We start from the raw sequence: 16835 nt of genomic DNA, 5'->3' as shown, positions 1-16835 counted from the left end.
TCCCCCTGTCACGAACGCGCCAAAGCAGACTTGAGCAACTCCAGAGCTTGAGCGCAGGATGGCGCCCATGACACAGGGACACGGGCAGGACCAGGGACACCAGGGGCACGGACCCGAGGGACGACGGCCGCTGCTCAACCGCAGCCTGGCCGGGTTCGGGACGACGATCTTCGCCGAGATGTCCGCGCTGGCCGCGCGGACCGGTTCGATCAACCTCGGCCAGGGCTTCCCCGACACCGACGGCCCGGAGGAGATCAGGGAGGCGGCGGTCCGGGCGCTGCGCTCCGGCCACGGCAACCAGTACCCGCCGGGCCCCGGCATCCCGGAGCTGCGCGCGGCCGTCGCCGGCCACCAGAAGCGGTTCTACGGCCTGGACTGGTCCCCGGACACCGAGGTCCTGGTCACCACCGGGGCCACCGAGGCGATCGCCGCCGCGCTGCTGGCCCTGGTGGAGCCGGGCGACGAGGTCATCGCGTTCGAGCCGTACTACGACTCGTACGCCGCGTGCATCGCGATGGCCGGCGGCGTCCGCGTCCCGCTCACCCTCCGCGCCCCCGCCTTCCGCCCGGACCTCGACGAACTGCGCTCCCTGATCACCCCGCGCACCCGCCTCCTGCTCCTCAACTCACCGCACAACCCGACCGGCACGGTCCTCACCCCCGAGGAGCTGAGCGGCATCGCGGCCCTGGCGGTCGAGCACGACCTGCTGGTGGTCACCGACGAGGTGTACGAGCACCTCGTCTTCGCCGGCTCCCACCGCCCGATCGCCGCCCTGCCCGGGATGCGCGAGCGGACGGTCTCCATCTCGTCGGCCGGCAAGACGTACTCGTACACCGGCTGGAAGATCGGCTGGGTGACGGCCGCCGCGCCGCTGCTGACGGCGGTGCGCTCGGCGAAGCAGTACCTGACGTTCGTGAGCGGCGGCCCGTTCCAGTACGCGATCGCGGAGGCGCTCCAGCTGCCGGACGCGTTCTTCACGGAGTTCCGCGAGGGCATGCGCCGCAGGCGCGACCTGCTGGCGGAGGGCCTGCGGAGCGCGGGCTTCCGGGTCTACGAGCCGGAGGGGACGTACTTCGTCACCACCGACATCTCCCCGTTCGGCGAGGAGGACGCGTACGCCTTCTGCCGGGCCCTTCCGGAGCGGTGCGGGGTGGCCGCCGTCCCGGTCTCGGTCTTCTACGACGACCCGGAGGCGGGCCGCAGCCAGGTCCGGTTCACGTTCTGCAAGCGGGAGGACGTGCTGGAATCAGCCGTCGAGAGGCTGTCGAAGCTGCGGACATGAGCCTCGTCGGACGCAGTGCCACCGCCGGGGGGCGCGCCCCCCGGCGCCCGGTCCGAGGCCTAGAAGGTGTCCTCCAGCACGGGATGGTCGGGATTCTCCAGCCACACCTGGACCGAGTCCCACCACACCACGACCGGCGCCTCCTGGCGCACCGCGTCCTCTGCGCCGCCGAGAGCGTGCAAGTTGTAGGCGGTGAGGTACACCAGCAGCAGGCCGCCGACGAGCTTGTAGGACGCGCGCGAGGAGGCGCGCATGGCCCTGCCGACGGCGCCGCCCGCCGACGTCACCCAGTCCGTGACGTTCTCCACCCACCGCCCGTACAGCCGCAGCGGCAGCGGGATGCCGCGGTCGGCCCGCAGGAGCAGCAGCGTACAGCCGTACTCCGGCGCCAGCAGCACGCTGCCCAGCAGCCGCGAGAGCCTGGCGCCGGCCCAGTCGGCCGCACCGTGCAGGGCGGGCAGCACCCGGCGGAGCACGACCCGGAGAAGCAGGGCAGAGGCGATGACCAGCGCCACGATCCGGAGGGGATAGACCAGCCAGGAGAAGGCGTCGGACCAGAGGTCGGCGAAGAAGCCGAGCGGACCGGTCACGGCGCCGGGTCCTTCGTCCCGCCTTCGTTGTCCAGCGGCTGTCCGTCCTCTCGCCGGGAGGCCCGCCGGTCCCTGCGCCGGGGCCTGCCGTTGGCGAGTTGCTGGATCGGGGAGAGGGGCGGGCCCGGCAACTCGGCCCGTGCCCCCGGCATCGCGCCGCCGAGCCGCTCGACCAGCTGGTCGATGGCCGCGACCCGTTCGTGCTCCTCGCTCCCGCCGGCCGTGTGCACCGCCTTGACCACCTCCAGATGAGCGGCCACCGCCGCGCGCTTGTCCTCCCGGTGGGTACGGAGGAACTCCACGACGGAGTCGGGGTCCCGGACCAGCGCCTCGGCCATCAGCCCGATCTCGCCCCCGTCGAGGATGTCCCGCGCGTTGGTCCGCTTGAGCTGGCTGAGGCGGCCGGTGCGGGTGATGTCGGTGACCTCACCGTCCGGTCGCAGGACGCAGGACACCTCCAGGACCTCCAGCACCGTGCCGGCCATCGAGGCGGTGGACAGCTCGCGGTCGATCCAGGACTCGAACTCCGCGATCTCCTCCAGCTCGTAGCGCCGCGCCTCCGCCGTCAGCTTGCGCAGCAGCCGGCGCTCCAGGAGACGCCGTACGTCGACGGGGCCGTGCTCCGCCGCCGCCCGGGCGTCCCCGATCCGCCAGACCACGTCGACGCTGCCCTGGAAGCGCAGCCCGCGGTCGGCGCTGTCGAGTTCCACGTCCAGCGTCGTGGTGTGCTCCCGGAGGTCCACGATCCAGTAGTCCTCCCGGGCCCGGAACCAGTTCATGCCCGAGGTGGGGACCTCGCCCCTGGGCAGCGGCCGCAGATGGGTGCCCGTCCGCAGGACCGCGCACTCACCCGCGCCCGGCCGGGCCTCGGGTGCCACGTCCCGTGGGCGTACTACCGCGAAGGGCCCGCGCACCGGGCCGTCGGCGTCGATCGTCACTGTCACTCCCTGGTGATGTCGTTCAACGGAGCTGGTCGAGTTCCCGCAGGGCCAGCTCCGCCGTGTGCGAGGGCTGGGCGGAATCGCGGGCCAGTCGTCGGAGAAGGTGGTCGAGACGGCGGAAGTCCCGGGGGCTGTCGATGAGTTCGTCGAGCAGGTCGAGCAACGCCTCACGGGACTCCCCGTACCGGTCGGCCTGCCTGAACCACGAGCTCAGCGTCCTCAGCGCCTCGGCCGAGGTCGCCCGGTGGGAGAGCGCCGCCTGCCACAGCTCGATCACGTCGTGGTCGGTGTCGACCGGACCGTCGCCCCTCGGGGAAGCGCCCCCGCGATCCGTGCTCTGGCACCTCTCGAACAGCCACAAGGGGGTCGGCCAGTGCGCGGCGTCCGGACGGCCTTCCGCCCCCCGGGCCCGGCACACCCGCAGGAACGCGCCGAGCAGGTTGGCGCGGGCGGCGCCCTGGGCATCCCGCAACCACAGGCCCATCGCCTCAAGGACGAGGCCGGACAGACCGCCCACGAAGGCCGCCGTCAAGCCGGCCTTCGCCGACCAGGCCACGCCCGCGTCGCCCGTGTCCAGGAGGTTGCCGAGCCCCTGGACGCCCGCGACCGGATGCGCCGGGCTGATCGCCAGCCCCCAGGCCAGCGCGGCGGTCATCCGCCGGTGCCGGTTTCCGGCCGTGCTCCAGGACTCGACCAGCCCCAGCGCGTGCGGCGCCACGGTCGGGTCCTGGACGGAGACCGAGAGCGCGATCGCGGCGGCGACCCGGTCCCGGTGGTCGGGGGAGAGCGACCAGGGCTGGAACACGCCCTCGGCGATCTGCGTGAAGTCGAGCAGCGAGAGGCGGCCCAGCGAGAACGCGGCCCGGCGGCGGACGGCCTCGGACGGGTCGTGGACCAGGTCCGACAGCCACCGCAGCAGCGGTTCGGAGTCGTCGTACCGCCAGAGCATGTCCACGAGGGCGGCCGCCAGACCGCTTCCCGCGAAGTCCACCACTTCGGTGGGACTGCTCCCGTAGCGGGTGTGCGCGATGCCCTTGCGGGTGACGGCGCGGATGTCCTCCAGCCGGCTCTGCCGCGTCTCGGTGAGGAACTGCCGTGAGCGGGGCGCGTCGTGGACCTTCGCTTCGTGCACCAGGTCGGCCAGCCGGTGCTCCAGCTGGCGGACCGTGGCGTAGGGGAACCCGCCGAAAAAGGCTGTGGCGATGGCGAGTTCACGGGCCGTTCCGTTCTCCGCGAGCAGTTCGGCGGCGACCAGCTCGGTCTGACTGGTGACCTGCGCCATGCAGGCGGCGACGGCGGACTCGTCATCGGTGGTGAGCGCCAGTTCGCGGGCGATACGGGCGATCTCGCCGGGGGGCGGCGATTCCGCCAGCCAGGCCGCGATCCGGGTGTCCTGGAGCAGCGCGTCGGCGCGCCCGGCCCGGCCGCCGGGGAGCCGGTGCCGTAGATGGCTGCGGAACACCGCGGCCGCCTCGGGGCGGCTGTCCCCGCGCACCGTCCACTCCGACAGGCTCTCCGGTATCTGTGCGGAATCCTCCATGGTGATCACCAGGTAGGCGCGGCGGCGCTCCATCAGCCCCGACAGCCGGGTGAGGACGAAGTCGGTCAGCGCCCCGGACCCGGCGCCCGCCTCCAGGACGTAGGCGCAGCCCTCCCGGACGTCCTCCGTGGTCAACGTGTCCGGATGGGTGCCCGGTTGCAGGAAGCGGCACTCGCCGGCGGCCGACAGCACCGCCAGCGCGAGGGCGGAGGCCAGGAAGCGGCGTCCGGTGTGCCGGGCCCCGCTGAGTACGAGGAGGTGCTGACGGCGCAACACCTTCTCGGCGGCGTCGGCGCATCCGGGCCGGACGTAGACCTGTTGCAGCTCGGCCCGCCCGGCTTCGGACAGCCGGTACCAGCTCGGCCGCCGGGCGCCGCCCGTGTTCAGGACGAACTGGTCGCCGCCGACGATGGAGTGGGCCCGGACCTGGCGGGCGAAGTGCATCGAGGCGGCGCCGCCGAAGCGGTCCACGTCCTCGTCCAGGTCGGAGCGCAGCCGGTGCATGGTGTCGAGGTCGAACTGCTCGTCACCGTAGGCACGGTCACCGTCCGCCTCGTTCGGGCCGACGCCGTCCGAACCCCGTCCGTCCGGATCCCGCCCGTCCGGATCCCTCCCGTCCGCCCGGCCCGGATCGGCGTCGGACTCCGCGGCGCTCACCGGTAGGTCACCTGATCGCGGCCGACCACATTCCGGGCGCGGACCTCGCCGTTGAAGACCATGCCGCCGGAGGGGGCCGGGTCCCGGTGGCCGGAGGCGGGCGAGCCGGCGGGCTTCCCCCGGGCGGCGCCCTCCTCGCGGCCCCGGCCCGGGCCCCCGACGGCCGGGTGCAGCCAGACGGGTACGGCCGAACCGCCCTTCACCGTCAGTCGGTACGGCGTGAAGTCGTCCGGGTCCAGCTCGCCGTGGCCGTGCCGGACCGCTCCGTGCCAGATCGGCTCCGACACGGCCAGCACATACGGACTGTCGGCGCCGGCGAGGGCGCTGCGCAGCTCTTCGGCGTCCAGCAGTCCGTGCAGGAGGTTGACGTCCGCGCCGTCGGCGTCGGTCCCGTCGGCGGTCGGCAGCAGATATCCACCGTGCACGGCCAGCCGCAGCCTGAGTCCGAGCGCCTCCGACGACCTCTTGTTGTGGCGGCGCAGCAGCCTGCCCAGCTCCACGGTCACCGCCTCGACGACCGGTACCGGGGAGATGCCCGGCCGGAAGTCGTAGCGCCCGCCGTCACCTCGGCTCCGCAGCTCGTAGTCGTCGGCGTCCAGCCCTTGCCGGCGCAGCGCCTCGGCCACCAACTCCGTGTGTGAAAAACGGAGTTGAGGCAGCAGACTGTCATCGCGGTCGGGGTGGGAGGAGCCCTTCACGTCCACACCGAGCATGACGTGATGGATGGGATTCGGTCCGAAAGTGTTCGGCATACGCCCTGCTTCCGAGTTGTGCACGGCCTGGAGGTCTCCCGTCCGGCCGACCGGCCGGCATGCCACCCGCAGAGGTGAGGACGCGAGAATAGCCACGTGCGGTGATATTTACTAATTGATCATCAGATCAGACCCAGAGGGATGCGATGAGTGACGCAAGGAGCGCCGCACCGGCGACCATCGCCCAGATCAGAGCCCTGCGGAAAGCGGCGAACTTGCGTTCCGCGATGGCCGCCAGGTCCGCCGCATGCCGCCAGGCTTCGCGCCGGGCCGCCCCGGGCTCGGCGGCGACGAGCGAGGCCGGGTCCCTCGTGAGCAGCGTCGGCCAGCCGTACCGGGTCGGTGCGCTCGTCGTGGACCGCGGCGACAGCGTGCGCAGCAGGAACCAGCCGGACGCCGTCACCGCCGCCGTCACCACCAGTGCCAGGGCCGCCATCAGCACCTCGGCGGCGGAGTGCGGGGGAGTCAGCCCGCGCAGCGCCCGTGCCTGCGTCAGCAGCCCGCCGGTGAAGATCCCCAGCGCGGTCGCCAGCAACCCCGCCTTGGCGTCGGCCGCGAAGATGACACCGGTCACCTGCGAGATGGCCAGCGCCGCATCGGCCCCCGGCTCGAAATCACCTGTCGTACGCCCCTGATCCGGCATGTGGTCCCCCGATTCCGATCACGTCGAGCGGTCGACGGCGTGCCGTGCGGCGACGGAGGCCCTCCCGCACGGCCTGTCCCCGCACGGCCGCCCCTCGCCCGTCGCCCCCCGTGCGCGACGGGCGAGGCGCCGGACACCGCCCTCCATGAGTAACCCGTTCACGCGCCGAGTTCTGCATCAGATGACGCACAGGGCCGCCTCAACCGGAGTCCGAGTCCCAGCTGTCGAGCTTCGCCGGATCCAGCACCACGACGACGCCGCGCGCCATGGCGACGAGTCCGAGGTCATGCAGGTCCCGCAGGGTGCGCACCACCGACTCGCGTGACGTGCCCGCGGCTCCGGCGAGCTCCTGCTGGGTCATCGAAACGGCCAGCGCGGTCGGCCCCCGGTCGGCTGCCGCCGTTCCGTGGCGCTCGGCGAACTCCAGGAGTACGTGCGCGATGCGCACCGCCGCGGAGCGGGAGCCCAGGGCTTCACGGTGCCGGTCGGAATGGCGCAGTCTGCCGCTGACCCCGCGCAGCACCGCCAGGGCGAGATCGCCGTGCTCCTGGATCAGTGCGGCGAATCGCGACGCCGGGATGATGACCCCGCGCACCGGGCGCACGGCGGTCACGGTCGCCGAGCGGGCACCCCCGTCCAGGACAGCGAGCTCGCCGACCAGTTCACCCGGCCCGCGGAAGGCCAGCAGGCTGGTGTAGCCGTTGGCGGACTCGGTGGTGATCTTCACGAGCCCCTGCCGCAGGAGGATCGCACGGTCGCCCCGCTCGCCCTGGCGCATCAGAATCTCGCCGCGTGACCAGGCATGGACGACGCCGGCTGCGCCCAGCAGGGCCAGGTGATCCTGGCCGAGCCCCGCGAACCGGCCCGGCGGACGGTCCTCGGCACCGGCCGGCGGTGTGCGCTTCGCCATGTCCCCCTCCCCCCTCGTACGCCCGGGCCCCTGGACCGACCGGGCCCGTGCCGACGGGATGAGGGGGACGCCCTCGCGGGTCAGGGTGCCGCTGTCTCGGCGGAACCCGCCGGGGCCATGGCTCACCGTAGACGAGTCGTTCCGGACGATCTGTGGTCGTAGGCGACCACTGATCGTGCGATGCGTTGGCGGGTCTTCCGGTTGTGCCAGATCGGGGCGGTCGTCGCGGAGACGCGGGGAGACGCGCGGAGGCACGGGTGGACGCGCGGAGACGCGGGTGGACGCGCGGAGACGCGGGGACGGGAAAGGCCCGGTGCGGGTGGCGGTCATCTCGACCACCGACCCGCACCGGGCCTTCGGGCGCGTACGGACTAGGCGCCCGCGGACTCCGTGCCCTCGCCGTCCGTCTTCTCCTCGGCCGGCGCGAGGCCGAGGCGCTCGACGAGCCACTTGTCGAACTCGATCGAGGCGCGCACCCAGCTCACCGTCGAGGAGACGAAGTGCTCCAGGCTGACGCCGGTGCCGATGAGCATCTGCGCCTCACCGATCAGCCGGACGGAGCCCGCCTCGCCCTCCTCGCCCTCGTGGGCGTGGGTGTAGACCTTGGGCCACAGGGTGCGGCGGTTCCAGTCGTCGATGGCGTCCAGGAGGACCGGACGCAGGTCGAGCGCGTGCGGGCGGTCGTAGAACGTACGGACCGAGAAGACCTGCTGCTCGTCCTCGCCCCGGAACATGAAGTACGTCCGGAACTCTTCCCACGGCGCGGCGAGGTCGCCCTCGTCGTCGACGACGTACTTGAGCTCCATCTGGTCGAGGAGCTGCTTGACGAGGTCCTGGTCAGGGACGACGGGGCCCTCCGGTCCTGCCGCCTGCGGTTCGGGCTGGCCCCCGAAATTAGGAATCGAGGACGGATCGATGCTCACCGTTATTTCCCTTCGTGCGGTTGGCGGCCATCCTCTCCCATGGCGGGCGGGGCATGGCAAGCCCGCACGGCCCCTATCCGCCACAAGCTGACACGCCGCGGGTTCGGGGAGGGGCCGGCGGGACCGGTTTTTCAGGCGGCGGGGCCGGCGGCTCACGCGGCCGGCCCGGCGCCTTCATCGGGCTCTACGCGGCCGGCCCCGCCTCCTTCCGGGCTCTACGCGGCCGGGCCGACGATCAGGCCCTCCGCGTCCGCCTCCCCGGCGCGGTCCACCCGTACGGTGTCGCCGTCCCGGATCTCGCCGGAGAGGATCTCCTTGGCGAGCCGGTCGCCGATGGCCGTCTGGATGAGGCGGCGCAGCGGGCGTGCCCCGTACGCCGGATCGTTGCCCTCCCGGGCGAGCCAGGCGAGCGCGTCCGGTGTGACGTCCAGGGTGAGCCGCCGGTCCGCGAGCCGCTTCGCCAGCCGGTCGATCTGGAGCCCGGCGATGTGCGCCAGCTCGTCGCCGGAGAGCGCCGAGAAGACCACCAGGTCGTCCAGCCGGTTGATGAACTCCGGCTTGAAGGAGGCCCGCACCACGTCCAGCACCTGCTGCTTCTTGACCTCGGGCTTGACCAGGGGGTCCATCAGGAACTGGCTGCCGAGGTTGGAGGTGAGGATGAGGATGGTGTTGCGGAAGTCGACCGTGCGGCCCTGGCCGTCGGTGAGCCGGCCGTCGTCGAGGACCTGGAGCAGGATGTCGAAGACCTCGGGGTGGGCCTTCTCCACCTCGTCCAGGAGGACGACGCTGTACGGGCGGCGGCGGACGGCCTCGGTGAGCTGGCCGCCCTCCTCGTAGCCGACGTAACCGGGCGGGGCGCCGACCAGGCGGGCGACGCTGTGCTTCTCGCCGTACTCGCTCATGTCGATGCGGATCATGGCCCGCTCGTCGTCGAAGAGGAAGTCCGCGAGCGCCTTGGCCAGCTCGGTCTTGCCGACACCGGTGGGGCCGAGGAAGAGGAAGGAGCCGGTGGGCCGGTCAGGGTCGGCGATCCCGGCGCGCGTACGGCGTACGGCGTCGGAGACGGCCTGCACGGCCTCGCTCTGCCCGATCAGCCGCTTGCCCAGCTCGCTCTCCATCCGCAGCAGCTTCTGCGTCTCGCCCTCCAGCAGCCGCCCGGCCGGGATGCCGGTCCAGGCACCGACGACGTCCGCGATGTCGTCCGGGCCGACCTCCTCCTTGACCATGGTGTCCTTGGAGGCTTCCTGCTCGGCCTCGGCGGCCTCCTCCAACTCCCGCTCCAGGCCCGGGATCTCGCCGTACAGCAGCTTGGAGGCGGCGTCGAAGTCACCGTCGCGCTGCGCTCGTTCGGCCTGGCCGCGCAGCTCGTCGAGGCGCTCCTTGAGCTCACCGACCCGGTTGAGTCCCTGCTTCTCCTTCTCCCAGCGGGCGTTGAGGCCGCGCAGCTCCTCCTCCTTGTCGGCGAGGTCGCGGCGGAGCTTCTCCAGGCGCTGCTTGGAGGCGGCATCGGACTCGTTCTTCAGCGCCAGCTCCTCCATCCTCAACCGGTCGACGGAGCGCTGGAGTTCGTCGATCTCCAGCGGTGAGGAGTCGATCTCCATACGGAGCCGGGAGGCGGCCTCGTCGACCAGGTCGATGGCCTTGTCGGGGAGGAAGCGGGAGGTGATGTAGCGGTCGGAGAGCGTGGCCGCGGCGACGAGCGCCGAGTCCGCGATCTGGACCTTGTGGTGGGCCTCGTAACGGCCCTTGAGGCCACGGAGGATGGCGATGGTGTCCTCGACGGACGGCTCGGCCACCAGCACCTGCTGGAAGCGGCGCTCCAGGGCCGGGTCCTTCTCGATGCGCTCGCGGTACTCGTCCAGCGTGGTCGCGCCGACCATGCGCAGCTCACCGCGGGCCAGCATCGGCTTGAGCATGTTGCCCGCGTCCATGGCGGAGTCGCCGCCCGCGCCGGCGCCGACGACGGTGTGCAGCTCGTCGATGAAGGTGATGATCTGGCCGTCGCTCTCCTTGATCTCGGAGAGGACGGTCTTGAGGCGCTCCTCGAACTCGCCGCGGTACTTCGCGCCCGCGACCATCGCGCCGAGGTCGAGCGAGACGAGCCGCTTGTTCTTCAGGCTCTCCGGGACGTCGCCCTTGACGATGCGCTGGGCGAGGCCTTCGACGACGGCGGTCTTGCCGACGCCGGGCTCGCCGATGAGCACCGGGTTGTTCTTGGTCCGGCGGGACAGGACCTGCACGACGCGGCGGATCTCCTGGTCACGGCCGATGACCGGATCCAGCTTGCCGTCGCGCGCGGCGGCCGTGAAGTCGGTGCCGAACTTCTCCAGGGCCTTGTACTGGCCCTCCGGATCGGGTGTGGTCACGCGGCGGCCGCCCCTGCTCGTCTCGAATGCGGCCAGCAGCTTCTTCGCACCGGCCCCTTGTCCGTCGAGGATCTCACCGGCGCGCCCGCCCTTCGCGGCGATCCCGATCAGCAGGTGCTCGGTGGAGAGGTACTCGTCGCCCAGCTCCTTGGCCCGCTGCGCCGCGTCCTGGATGACGGCCAGCAGCTCACGGTTGGGCTGCGGCGGGGCAACGGTGGAGCCGGTGACGCTGGGCAGGGAGCCGAGCAGCCGCTCGGTCTCGCCGCGTACGACGGCCTGGTCGGCCTCGACGGCGGCGAGCAGGTCGGTGATGTTCTCGTTGTCCTCGCCGCCCAGCAGCGCGAGCAGCAGGTGTGCGGGGGTGAGGTCGGGGTGCCCGTCCTTCACGGCCCTGTCGGTGGCCGCGTTGATGGCGTCCCGGCTCTTGTTGGTCAGCTCGGCGTCCACGGGTCCTTGCTCCTCCTCGCTGCTGGGGGTTCCTTGATGATTACGACGTACACAAAGTTGAGTCTATTCCACTCAAGGCAAGATTACGGCACACCGGCCCGCCGTTCCGAGTGAACGGGCCGCCGGACCCGCCCGCCACCGCACCGGCACCGCCCCGCGCCTACGCTTCCCCCATGGCAGACGTACGGAACCCCACCCCCGAGTACCTCGCGTTCTGGCGCGAGCGGCACGTGTGCACGCTGACGACGCTCCGCCCGGACGGCACACCGCACGTGGTGCCGGTGGGTGTGACGTACGACCCGGAGGCCGGAGTGGCCCGCGTGATCACCGGCAGGAACACCCGCAAGGTCGCCAACATCCTGGCCGCGGGACCGGAGGGGGCACGGGTCGCCGTCTGCCAGATGCACAAGGCCCGGTGGGCGACGCTGGAGGGCCGCGCGACCATCCGTACGGAGCCGGAGGCCGTCGCGGACGCGGAGAGCCGCTACGCGGAGCGGTACGAGCGCACGCCGAGGGAGAACCCGGAGCGCATCGTGATCGAGATCGCGCTGGACCGGGCGCTCGGCAACGCCTGACACCCGCAACCGCCGACACCTGCCCCGCCCGCCCTTCCCGTACGGGGACAGCACAACGGCGCCACCGTGTTCAGGTCACGGTGGCGCCGCTGTGTGGGGGAAGCGCCTGGAGCGACAGGTGACGACGGGGGAATCGCTCAGGCGCTGCGGGGGGTGGCGGAAAGGGGTTCTGACGCGATCAGCTCGTGGTCCCGCTGATCGAGGTTCACAAAGATCATCCCGTACCTGACGGCGCAGCGGACGGGCTGCGGCGCGCCACGGGGGCGTCGGAGACAGCGATAGGCGCGGACGTCCTCGTCCTCTTCCATCACGACGACGATCGGCTCTCCGAACAGGGTGACCATCAACGAGTCGCCACGGCGGGGGAGGGCCGTGAGCAGATCGATGAAATGCCACCCTGAGCGATAGGCGGTTGCCATCTCGCGCCGGAAGGTGCGGTCGTCCGGCGGCGGGGGGGTCATGCGACCGTGTCAGCCGGAGCGGACCAGCTGATCTCGCCCGGCGCCGACGCCTTGGGGGTCCGCCAGCTGATCTCGTCAGCCGCTGCAGCCTGCACGGACCAGCTGATCTCACCGCCGTTCACCGACGCACCGGCGAACCAGCTGATCTCGTCGGCCTGGGGTGCCGCCGAGCTGCCTGCCGCGCCGCCTGCCACGCCAAAGCCCAGGGCCGCGACAAAAGCGGCGGCAAGCACCGAGCGAAGCATTCGCTTATCCATAGTCGGCTTCGTCCTCACTTGTGGATTCCTCTCCCCCGCATCCACGACGATGTCTCAACCGGGTAGGGGAACGCCACCGGGACGATGCATCATGTTCCTGCATGTTCAGGAACCTGGGGGGTGGAGATATGGCCACAAGAGAGACAAAGCCGACACATCCTCATGGCGTCACGGAGCTGTGTGACGAGGGCAAACGGCTTTACGCCAGCGCACTACGATCCGGACGAATCTCTCGTTCGGAAGTCGAACCTGCTCCCTGTCTGATGGATTTCGCGCTCCTGCACCCCGATCCGGACGACACCGCATGGCTCCGGCCCATCGCCCCGTCCGCGGCTCTGGCCCAGCGCCTGCACCCGATCGAGCGGGAGATCCAGGAACGCAGACGACGCTCCGTGGAGTTGGCGGACTCCTTCGAGCCGTTCATGGACATCAGCGCCCAGGATCCTCCCACCACCCACGCCATCACGGTGCTGGAAGGGGGCCACCGGATCAACGCCGCCCTCGATCTCGCCACCGCCGAGTGCCGCACCGAGGTCCTCACCGTCCAGCCCGGCGGGGACCGCGGCGAGGACCGCCTCAGCGAGGGCCTCGAACGCGCCCTGTCCGTGGTGGATCGCGGCGTCGCCATGCGCACTCTCTACCAGCACACCGTGCGGCACAGCCAGGGCACGCTCGCCTACGCGGCCCGCCTGGCCGAGAGCAAGGTGGAGATCCGCACGCTCGAAGAGCTCATCGAGCGATTGATAGTCTTCGACCGGACTGTTGCCTTCATACCCGCGCGCAACGACGACCAGGTCGCCCTGGAACTCCGCCATCCCGGACTGATCGACTATCTGGTCAAGGTCTTCGAACAGCTCTGGAGCCGTGCGTCACCCCTTCTCGGCGAGCTTCAGTACGACCCACCTCCCAAGGGCGTCAGCGGCGTTCAGCGGTCCATCGCGCAACTGCTGGTGGAAGGCCACGTGGACGACTCGATCGCCCGGCGCCTCGGAATGAACGTACGCACCTGCCGCGCCCATGTCGCCAAGCTCTCCGCCACCCTCGGCAGCACCAGCCGGGCACAACTCGGCTATCTGATCGCGCGGTCAGGAATTCTGGAATCGGACTCCTGACCGCGCGAACGATCCCCCCGTGGGAACCCGGGCGTGACCGCGCAATGGGGGAGAGCACAGCCGGCGCCCGGGTTGTGCCGAGGAAGTTCCCGGCTCCCCCGACAGGTCCACACTCCCCGCAGAACCACACGGGCACCACCGTCAACTTGTTGCACTGCATAAAGCAGGGGGATCCCAAATGGCCAGCAGTGAAGACAGATTAGGACATAGCCCACATCAGAACGGTGTGCTGTGCGATCCAGCGCTCCGCCTGTACGAGAAAGCCCTGCGCGCCGGACGAATACCCCGCCCCGACCTCGCCGAAGCCCCCTGCCTGACGGACCTTGCCCTGCTGCATCCCGACCCGTGGGACGACACCTGGATGCGGCCCGTGCCGCCGTCGGCCGCGCTGGCCAACCTCCTGCAACCGGTCTCCCGGGAGATCGACGAGCGCCTGCGCCTCGCGGCCGCGCTGAGCCGGTCCCTGTTCCCGCTGACCGCCGTGGCCCACGACGACCCCAACCTCGCCATCACCGTGCTGGAGGGGGTCCCGGCCATCCAGGCGTCCATCAACGAGGCCACCGCCACCGCAACGGACGAGATCCTCACGGCCCAGCCCGGCAGCGACCGGCCGGCCAGCACCCTGCGGCAAGGGCTGGCCAACGCCAACACCGCCATCCGGCGGGGGGCCAGAATCCGCCACATCTACCAGCATCCGGCCCGCTACAGCGGCTCCATCAGGGACTACCTCTGCCAGGTCCCGGCCCAGCATCTGCAGGTACGCACCACCGAGCTGACCGTCGAACGGCTGATCATCATCGACCGGACGGTGGCCTACATCCCCGCCTCCGCCGACCGCAGCACCGCGCTGCGGATCAGCCATCCGGCCCTGGTCTCCTACCTGATCCAGGTGTACGAGGTCCTCTGGGCCCAGGCCGTACCGCTGGCCGAGAACCACCAGGCGACCGCACCTAACGCCCCGGTCACCGCCGTCCAGCTCAGCATCGCCCGCCTCCTCGCCGAAGGCCATGTGGACGACGTGGTGGCCCGCAAGATGGGCATCAGCGTCCGCACCTGCCGCTCCCACATCGCCAAGCTCATGCAGACCTTGGGCGCCACCAGCCGTACCCATCTCGGCGCGCTGCTCGTCGAGTCGGGCATCGTCGAGGCGACCGCAGCCGAGCAGTCGCCCCGGACGGCTCCGGCACGTCCGGACGACCGGAACTAGCGGGTGTCCTGCCTGTTCGAGCGCGGCCTGGTCCACCCGGACCCGCACGACGAGCGGTGGGGACGCGCCGTACCGGCGTCGGCCGCGCTCACGCGGCTGCTCAGACCGTTCGCGCAGGATGGGCATCGGCGTCCGCACCTGCCGCCCCCACATCGCCAAACTCAGGCACACCCTCGGCGCCACCAGCCGCACCCACCTCGGCGCCCTCCTCGCCCACTCGGGCACCGCCAGGGCCGGCCACGGCGGCACCTGGGGCAGCCGGAGCGCATACGCCGACGGGGCCGGGAAGGCGTCATGAACGCTCTCCCGGCCCCGCCGCACAAGGCGCGCGCAACCGCACAAGACGTGCGCAACGCACAAGGCGTGCGCGCTCCTACTCCCCCGTCGCCCTCTTCGGCTTGGGCCGCCACACCACCAGCGCGCTGGTCTGCTGCACGTCCTGGTACGGCACGAGGTCGCGGCGGTACGAGGCGTGCACCTGGGCCTCGCGCTGCTGCATGGCGACCGCCGCGCCGTCCACCGCCGCCGAGAGCTCGGCGACGCGCTGCTGGAGCGCGGCCACCTGGTTCTCCAGCTCGATGATGCGCTTGATGCCCGCCAGGTTGATGCCCTCGTCCTGCGACAGCTGCTGCACGGTGCGCAGCAGCTCGATGTCACGGGCCGAGTAGCGCCGGCCCCGGCCGGCCGTACGGTCCGGGGAGACCAGGCCGAGACGGTCGTACTGGCGCAGCGTCTGCGGGTGCAGGCCCGAGAGCTGGGCCGCGATCGAGATCACGTACACCGGTGATTCATCGGTCAGCTGGTACGGATTGCGTCGACGGCCGTCCATCTCAAGCTCCCTTCGCGGCCTGGAACAGTTCTGCCCGCGGGTCCTCGTCCGCGGTCGCCTTGCGGTAGGCCTCCAGTGCGTCCCGGCCTTCCTGGCCGAGGTCCGTGGGGACCGCCACCTCCACGGTGACCAGCAGGTCGCCGCGGGTGCCGTCCTTGCGGACCGCGCCCTTGCCCCGGGCGCGCATCGTACGCCCGTTCGGGGTGCCTGCGGGCAGTTTCAGGGTGACCGGTGGTCCGCCGAGGGTGGGGACCTTCACCTCGCCGCCGAGCGTCGCCTCCGGGAAGGTGACGGGCACGGTGACCGTGAGGTTGTCGCCCTTGCGGCCGAAGACCGGGTGGGCGCCGACGTGGACGACGACGTACAGATCGCCGGCCGGTCCGCCGCGCTCGCCCGGGCCGCCCTTGCCGCGCAGCCGGATCCGCTGGCCGTCGGAGACGCCCGCCGGGATCCTGACCTGCATCGTGCGGGCCGACTTGGCCCGGCCGCTGCCGTGGCAGACGTCGCAGGGGTCCTGGGCGATGAGGCCCCGGCCCTTGCAGTCCACGCACGGGTCGGTGAGCGAGAAGCCGCCGCCGGTGCCGCGGGAGACCTGGCCGGTGCCGACGCAGGTCGGGCAGACCCTGGGGGTGCCGTTCTTGTCGCCGGTGCCGGAACACGCCTTGCAGGGCGCCTGGCTGGACATCCGGAGCGGGACCGTGGCCCCGTCGACCGCCTCGGTGAAGCTGAGCGTCACCTCGGACTCGATGTCCTGGCCGCGCCGCGGCTGGACCCGGGTGCCGGTGGAGCCGCGGTTGAACAGCCCGCCGAAGACGTCGCCGAGACCGCCTCCGCCGCCGCCGAACCCGCCGCCCGCACCGCCCTGTCCGCCGCCCGGGGCGCCTCCGCCGAAGAGGTCGCCCAGGTCGAAGTTGAAGTTGCCGCCCGCACCACCGGGGCCGGCGCGGAAGCCACCGTTGCCGAAGAGGGCGCGCGCCTCGTCGTACTCCTTGCGCCGCTTGGTGTCGCCGAGGACGTCGTTCGCCTCGGAGATCTCCTTGAACCGCTCCTCCGCCTTGGCGTCACCCTTGTTGGCGTCCGGGTGGAACTCGCGGGCGAGCTTGCGGTACGCCTTCTTGATCTCGGCGTCGGTGGCGTCCTTGGGGACGCCGAGGACCTTGTAGTAGTCCTTCTCGACGAAGTCCTTCGTGCTCATCGACGTCCCTCCTTCCGGACGATCGGCGCGGGGGGGGGGCCGGGGGGGGGGCCCCCCCCCCCCCCGGGGGGGGCCCCGGGGCGGGGCGGGTGGTGGGGGCAAACCAACACGGGCCCCCCCCACCCCCAGAAAAAGGAGGAATTTAAAT

Annotated in this window: 16 protein-coding genes and 1 pseudogene; 5 read left to right on the top strand and 12 right to left on the bottom strand. The window is 71.5% G+C overall.

All coding sequences use genetic code 11. The annotated features are described in order from the left end of the window. Positions 1 to 67 precede the first annotated feature (67 nt). Positions 68 to 1282 carry a pyridoxal phosphate-dependent aminotransferase gene (locus ACIRR8_RS10975; RefSeq protein ID WP_404061885.1) on the top strand — a complete coding sequence of 405 codons (1215 nt, stop codon included), beginning with the start codon at positions 68 to 70 and terminating at the stop codon, positions 1280 to 1282. A gap of 59 nt (positions 1283 to 1341) precedes the next feature. Here the strand turns inward: ACIRR8_RS10975 and ACIRR8_RS10970 are convergent, their stop codons facing one another. From ACIRR8_RS10970 to clpB, 8 genes are all read right to left on the bottom strand, one after another. Then, positions 1342 to 1872 carry a hypothetical protein gene (locus ACIRR8_RS10970; RefSeq protein ID WP_404061882.1) on the bottom strand — a complete coding sequence of 177 codons (531 nt, stop codon included), beginning with the start codon at positions 1870 to 1872 and terminating at the stop codon, positions 1342 to 1344. Next, positions 1869 to 2810, bottom strand: a complete 942-nt coding sequence (locus tag ACIRR8_RS10965) for a hypothetical protein (protein WP_404061880.1) — start codon at positions 2808 to 2810, stop codon at positions 1869 to 1871. Before ACIRR8_RS10965 ends, ACIRR8_RS10970 begins: the two co-directional genes overlap by 4 nt. 22 nt (positions 2811 to 2832) lie before the next feature. Next, positions 2833 to 5010, bottom strand: coding sequence for a hypothetical protein (locus ACIRR8_RS10960; protein WP_404061877.1), 2178 nt, complete (start codon positions 5008 to 5010; stop codon positions 2833 to 2835). Next, a complete protein-coding gene (locus ACIRR8_RS10955; RefSeq protein ID WP_404061874.1) occupies positions 5007 to 5723 on the bottom strand; it encodes a hypothetical protein in 717 nt (238 codons plus the stop codon). Before ACIRR8_RS10955 ends, ACIRR8_RS10960 begins: the two co-directional genes overlap by 4 nt. Positions 5724 to 5889: 166 nt before the next feature. Next, positions 5890 to 6405 (bottom strand): hypothetical protein, encoded by a 516-nt coding sequence (locus ACIRR8_RS10950; RefSeq protein ID WP_404061872.1) that lies wholly within the window; start codon positions 6403 to 6405, stop codon positions 5890 to 5892. A gap of 199 nt (positions 6406 to 6604) precedes the next feature. Next, on the bottom strand, positions 6605 to 7315 hold the full coding sequence (locus ACIRR8_RS10945; RefSeq protein ID WP_404061870.1) for a Crp/Fnr family transcriptional regulator: 711 nt from the start codon (positions 7313 to 7315) through the stop codon (positions 6605 to 6607). A gap of 371 nt (positions 7316 to 7686) precedes the next feature. Further along, a complete protein-coding gene (locus ACIRR8_RS10940) occupies positions 7687 to 8238 on the bottom strand; it encodes a YbjN domain-containing protein (protein WP_404061868.1) in 552 nt (183 codons plus the stop codon). A 215-nt stretch (positions 8239 to 8453) separates the two neighbouring features. Beyond that, positions 8454 to 11051 carry an ATP-dependent chaperone ClpB gene (gene clpB / locus ACIRR8_RS10935; protein ID WP_404061865.1) on the bottom strand — a complete coding sequence of 866 codons (2598 nt, stop codon included), beginning with the start codon at positions 11049 to 11051 and terminating at the stop codon, positions 8454 to 8456. A 173-nt stretch (positions 11052 to 11224) separates the two neighbouring features. On the opposite strand from clpB, the gene ACIRR8_RS10930 reads away from it, so the two are divergent. Continuing rightward, positions 11225 to 11626, top strand: coding sequence for a pyridoxamine 5'-phosphate oxidase family protein (locus ACIRR8_RS10930; RefSeq protein WP_404061862.1), 402 nt, complete (start codon positions 11225 to 11227; stop codon positions 11624 to 11626). A 137-nt stretch (positions 11627 to 11763) separates the two neighbouring features. Here ACIRR8_RS10930 and ACIRR8_RS10925 read toward each other — a convergent pair whose 3' ends face one another. Together ACIRR8_RS10925 and ACIRR8_RS10920 are read right to left on the bottom strand one after the other, a co-directional pair. Then, the gene (locus ACIRR8_RS10925) at positions 11764 to 12087 is read right to left on the bottom strand and encodes a (2Fe-2S)-binding protein (protein WP_356756049.1); all 324 of its coding nucleotides are present in this window, start codon (positions 12085 to 12087) and stop codon (positions 11764 to 11766) included. Next, entirely contained in the window at positions 12084 to 12320 is a 237-nt protein-coding gene (locus tag ACIRR8_RS10920) for a hypothetical protein (protein WP_404061859.1), read from the bottom strand. The genes ACIRR8_RS10925 and ACIRR8_RS10920 overlap by 4 nt, the downstream gene beginning before the upstream one ends. Positions 12321 to 12445: 125 nt before the next feature. Here ACIRR8_RS10920 and ACIRR8_RS10915 point away from each other — a divergent pair, with 125 nt between their 5' ends. From ACIRR8_RS10915 to ACIRR8_RS10905, 3 genes and pseudogenes are all read left to right on the top strand, one after another. Further along, entirely contained in the window at positions 12446 to 13456 is a 1011-nt protein-coding gene (locus tag ACIRR8_RS10915; protein ID WP_404061857.1) for a helix-turn-helix transcriptional regulator, read from the top strand. A 178-nt stretch (positions 13457 to 13634) separates the two neighbouring features. After that, a complete protein-coding gene (locus ACIRR8_RS10910) occupies positions 13635 to 14663 on the top strand; it encodes a LuxR C-terminal-related transcriptional regulator (protein WP_404061855.1) in 1029 nt (342 codons plus the stop codon). Between the two features lie 130 nt (positions 14664 to 14793). After that, positions 14794 to 14961: pseudogene (locus ACIRR8_RS10905) on the top strand (helix-turn-helix transcriptional regulator); the annotation flags it as partial. Between the two features lie 75 nt (positions 14962 to 15036). Here the strand turns inward: ACIRR8_RS10905 and ACIRR8_RS10900 are convergent. Beyond that, the gene (locus ACIRR8_RS10900) at positions 15037 to 15492 is read right to left on the bottom strand and encodes a heat shock protein transcriptional repressor HspR (protein ID WP_404061852.1); all 456 of its coding nucleotides are present in this window, start codon (positions 15490 to 15492) and stop codon (positions 15037 to 15039) included. Position 15493: 1 nt separating this feature from the next. Further along, entirely contained in the window at positions 15494 to 16687 is a 1194-nt protein-coding gene (gene dnaJ / locus ACIRR8_RS10895; RefSeq protein ID WP_404061849.1) for a molecular chaperone DnaJ, read from the bottom strand. Between the last annotated feature and the right edge of the window lie 148 nt (positions 16688 to 16835).

Origin of the sequence: Streptomyces sp. NPDC101178 (assembly GCF_044767965.1) — a bacterium.
In the GTDB taxonomy this organism is placed as follows: Bacteria; Actinomycetota; Actinomycetes; order Streptomycetales; family Streptomycetaceae; genus Streptomyces.
This window is presented reverse-complemented; position numbering and strand designations above follow the sequence as displayed.

What these genes read in the sequence shown, in the direction of transcription:
- ACIRR8_RS10950 (WP_404061872.1), bottom strand. Translation starts at nt 6,405, where the DNA reads ATGCCGGATCAGGGGCGTACGACAGGTGATTTCGAGCCGGGGGCCGAT.
- ACIRR8_RS10925 (WP_356756049.1), bottom strand. Translation starts at nt 12,087, where the DNA reads ATGACCCCCCCGCCGCCGGACGACCGCACCTTCCGGCGCGAGATGGCA.
- ACIRR8_RS10945 (WP_404061870.1), bottom strand. Translation starts at nt 7,315, where the DNA reads ATGGCGAAGCGCACACCGCCGGCCGGTGCCGAGGACCGTCCGCCGGGC.
- ACIRR8_RS10900 (WP_404061852.1), bottom strand. Translation starts at nt 15,492, where the DNA reads ATGGACGGCCGTCGACGCAATCCGTACCAGCTGACCGATGAATCACCG.
- ACIRR8_RS10955 (WP_404061874.1), bottom strand. Translation starts at nt 5,723, where the DNA reads ATGCTCGGTGTGGACGTGAAGGGCTCCTCCCACCCCGACCGCGATGAC.
- ACIRR8_RS10915 (WP_404061857.1), top strand. Translation starts at nt 12,446, where the DNA reads ATGTTCAGGAACCTGGGGGGTGGAGATATGGCCACAAGAGAGACAAAG.
- ACIRR8_RS10930 (WP_404061862.1), top strand. Translation starts at nt 11,225, where the DNA reads ATGGCAGACGTACGGAACCCCACCCCCGAGTACCTCGCGTTCTGGCGC.
- ACIRR8_RS10910 (WP_404061855.1), top strand. Translation starts at nt 13,635, where the DNA reads ATGGCCAGCAGTGAAGACAGATTAGGACATAGCCCACATCAGAACGGT.
- dnaJ (WP_404061849.1), bottom strand. Translation starts at nt 16,687, where the DNA reads ATGAGCACGAAGGACTTCGTCGAGAAGGACTACTACAAGGTCCTCGGC.
- ACIRR8_RS10975 (WP_404061885.1), top strand. Translation starts at nt 68, where the DNA reads ATGACACAGGGACACGGGCAGGACCAGGGACACCAGGGGCACGGACCC.